The organism is Arthrobacter sp. TB 26, assembly GCF_000427315.1.
GTDB lineage: Bacteria > Actinomycetota > Actinomycetes > Actinomycetales > Micrococcaceae > Arthrobacter.
The window spans coordinates 1-3,220 of record NZ_AUPJ01000340.1 but is presented as its reverse complement, the minus strand read 5'-3'; the positions used below and the strand labels follow the sequence as shown (position 1 = coordinate 3,220).

The 3,220-nt window shown below is 67.3% G+C and carries 3 protein-coding genes; 2 read left to right on the top strand and 1 reads right to left on the bottom strand.

All coding sequences use genetic code 11. The features are described from left to right. The coding region (locus K789_RS0112960) for an amino acid permease (protein WP_024367124.1) at positions 1 to 612 on the top strand (612 nt) is incomplete at its 5' end. Here the strand turns inward: K789_RS0112960 and hisS are convergent. Continuing rightward, entirely contained in the window at positions 609 to 1,955 is a 1,347-nt protein-coding gene (hisS, locus tag K789_RS0112955) for a histidine--tRNA ligase (protein ID WP_024367123.1), read from the bottom strand. The genes K789_RS0112960 and hisS overlap by 4 nt on opposite strands. A 258-nt stretch (positions 1,956 to 2,213) precedes the next feature. Between hisS and K789_RS0112950 the strand changes: the two genes are divergently transcribed. Continuing rightward, positions 2,214 to 3,014 (top strand): peptidylprolyl isomerase, encoded by an 801-nt coding sequence (locus K789_RS0112950; RefSeq protein ID WP_024367122.1) that lies wholly within the window; start codon positions 2,214 to 2,216, stop codon positions 3,012 to 3,014. Positions 3,015 to 3,220: the final 206 nt, after the last annotated feature.

The following is a 3,220-nucleotide window of genomic DNA, read 5'->3' as shown; positions in this document are numbered from 1 at the left end:
CCGCGGGCCATTCTGGCTGCGCTGGCCGGCGCCTTCGTGATCTACCTCGGGCTGGCGCTGCTGCTGCAGTGGCATCTGCCGGCGGAACAGCTGGCCGGCTCGGCGTCGCCGCTGCTCGACGCCGTCACCAGCTCACGGCTCAGCGCCGGCGCCCCCTTCGTCCAGGCCGGCGCGGCCGCCGCGAGCCTCGGCGCCCTGCTGGCACTGATCACGGGCGTGGGCCGGACCGCCATGGCGATGGCGCGCGAACGCGACCTGCCGTCCCCGCTCGCCCGGGTGGGCGGCGCGCACACGGTTCCGTTTGTGGCCGAATTGACCGTCGCCGCTGCCGTTATCGTGCTGCTGCTGACCACCACTGTACTGACCGTGGTGGGCTTCTCCAGCTTCGGCGTGCTGATCTATTACTCGGTGACGAATGCCGCTGCCTTCACCTTGTCCGCGCGTCCCTGGCATGCGCCGCGCTGGCTCAATGTCCTGGGCTTCCTTGGCTGCCTGCTCCTGGCCGTGACCCTGCCGCCAGCCTCTGTGCTGGGCATGGCGGCCGTGCTGGCCGTGGGGGTGGCAGGGCGATTCCTTATGCTGCGTCGGCGGCTCCGGAAAGCCGCCGCCTAGGCCTTCAGGACCCGGACGTGCAGGTCCTCCGCTGCCGGGGCCCAGATGGCCGGATCGGCGTCGACCTGCTCGCCGGAGCGGATGTCCTTGACCTGGTGTTTGCCGTCGTCGTCGGTGAACCAGACAAACGGGATGCCGCGTCGGTCGGCGTATTTGATCTGCTTGCCGAACTTCTCCGCCTTCGCCGCCACCTCGGTGGCGATCCCGCGGCCGCGCAATTCCGCGGCGACGTCCTGCGCGGCGCCCCAGCTGTCATCGCTGTTGAGAGCCACCAACACGGCGGTGGGCACGGACCGTGTTGCTTTGGCGAGCTCCTGGCTGAGGATCCGGGAGACCAGCCGGGTCACGCCGATGGAGAGCCCGACGCCGGGGAACTTGCGGTTGCCCTTGCTGGCGAGGGCGTCGTATCGCCCGCCGGAGCAGATCGAGCCGAGCTGTTCGTGGCCCACCAGTATGGTTTCCACCACGGTGCCCGTGTAGTAGTCCAGGCCGCGGGCAATGCTGAGGTCCGCGACCACGCGACCCGGCGCGCGCTGGACGGCGGCCGCGATGACCTGCTCCAGCTCGGCCAGGCCCTCCTCGAGCAGTTCGTTGCTGACCCCGAGAGCGCGGACCTGCGCCACGAAGGACGTGTCCCCGGTGCGGATCGAGGCCAGCTTGAGGGCGGACTGGGCCTGCTCGTCCGTGGCTCCGAGCTCGGTCTTGAGCAGCTCGGCGACCTTGGCCGGGCCGATCTTCTCAAGCTTGTCGATGCTGCGCAGCACCCCGGCCGTGTCGGTGAGGCCAATGCCGTTGTAGAAGCCCTCGGCCAGCTTGCGGTTGTTGATCCGGAGCAGGAAGTCCGGGATCGGCAGGGCGCTGAGGGCCTCGGCGATGACCAGTGCAATCTCGACGTCGTAACGGAACGGCAGTTCGCCGTCGCCCACAATGTCGATGTCGGCCTGGGTGAATTCGCGGGCGCGGCCTTCCTGCGGACGCTCGCCGCGCCAGACCTTCTGGATCTGGTAGCGGCGGAACGGGAAAGCGAGGTAGCCGGCGTTTTCAACGACGTACCGGGCGAAGGGCACGGTGAGGTCGAAGTGCAGGGCCAGGGCGTGCGGATCGCCCTTGTGCGACGCGGAATCTGCACCCTCGTCGTCCTGCAGCCGGCTCAGCCCGTACACCTCTTTGTCGATCTCACCCTTGCGCAGGAGCTGCCCCACCGTCTCCACGGCGCGGGTTTCGATGGAGGAAAAGCCATGCAGTTCAAAGACCCGGCGCAGCGTGTCCAGCACATGCAGCTCCACCAGCCGCTCCTCGGGAAGCCACTCGGGGAATCCGGACAGGGAGGCGGTGCGTGCCATGGTGGATTTTCTCCTCAGGTAAAACCGGCCGGAGTCATTTTCGCCGTGTTGGAGCCGAAACGGGGCGTCCGAAACGGGGATCAGATGGGCGGCAGACAGGCCGGTCATGCATAAACTGTGTGCGGCAGTCAGTTTATGCTTTCCGCGCCCGCATCTTCTAATGCGGCCGGGCTCGGCCGGATTGCCGGCAGCTTCACCGCTGAACCTGCGACGGCGCCCCGGCGCCGCCCGGTTTCGGCCCTACACCCAGGAGGACTTTTGGCGGCCAGTTCACGGAGCGCCCGCGAAGCCAAGCGGCGCGTCCAGCAAATGGAGGCGAAGCGCGAGCTGCGCAAGGAGCAGGACAAACGCCGGAAGCGCGACAATGTCCTCGCCATCGGCGCGGGTACAGCTGCGGTCGTTGTTGCGCTGGTCCTGCAACTGACTGTCTTCTCCTCCAATCCCACCGAGGAAGAATACGCAGCCGCCCAGGCCGGGCTGACCTCGCCCTCCGCCACGCCGTCGGCCTCCCCCAGTAACGCCGACAACATCCCGAAGCCGGAAACGGCGGCCGGCCAGACGTTCACCGGCGAGCTCAAGCTCAACAGCGGCACCCTCGGCGTCGAACTCGACGGCACGAAGGCGCCCCAGGCCGCCGCCGTCTTCAAGTCCCTCGCGGACCAGAACTTCTACGCCGGGCTCAACTGCCACCGGCTCACCACGGCCGAGACGTTCGGCGTCCTGCAGTGCGGCTCCAAGGCCGGCGACGGGAGCAGCGATCCGGGCTACACCTGGGGCCCACTGGAAAATACCCCGCAGGACAACAAATACCCGGCCGGAACCATCGCCGTCGCCAGGAGCGGCGGAAACGCCTACGGCAATGGCACCCAGTTCTTCGTTGTGTACAAGGACACCGTCATTCCGGCCGATGCCGCAGGTGGCTACACCGTGGTGGGGAAGGTGACCTCGGGGCTGGACGTTGTGGCCAATATTGCAGCCGCCGGACTCAAACCGGGTGATAACGCCACGGACGGCGCCCCTGCGGAACCAGTCACGATAGACTCGTTCTCTCTGAAGTAACCAGCCGTTGCCCTTGTGGCGCCGGCCCCGGTATTTCCCTCCAAGCGAAAGACTTCTAGCGGTGACAGACAGTCAGAAATCCGACGAAACAGTGTCAGCAGCAGCTGCCAACGAAACCGAAGCTGAGGCTTCAGTGACAGCCCAGGCGACAGACACTCCCACAGACACGGCGCCGGAAACGGCGACCGGGCAGGAGGCGGAGGCCG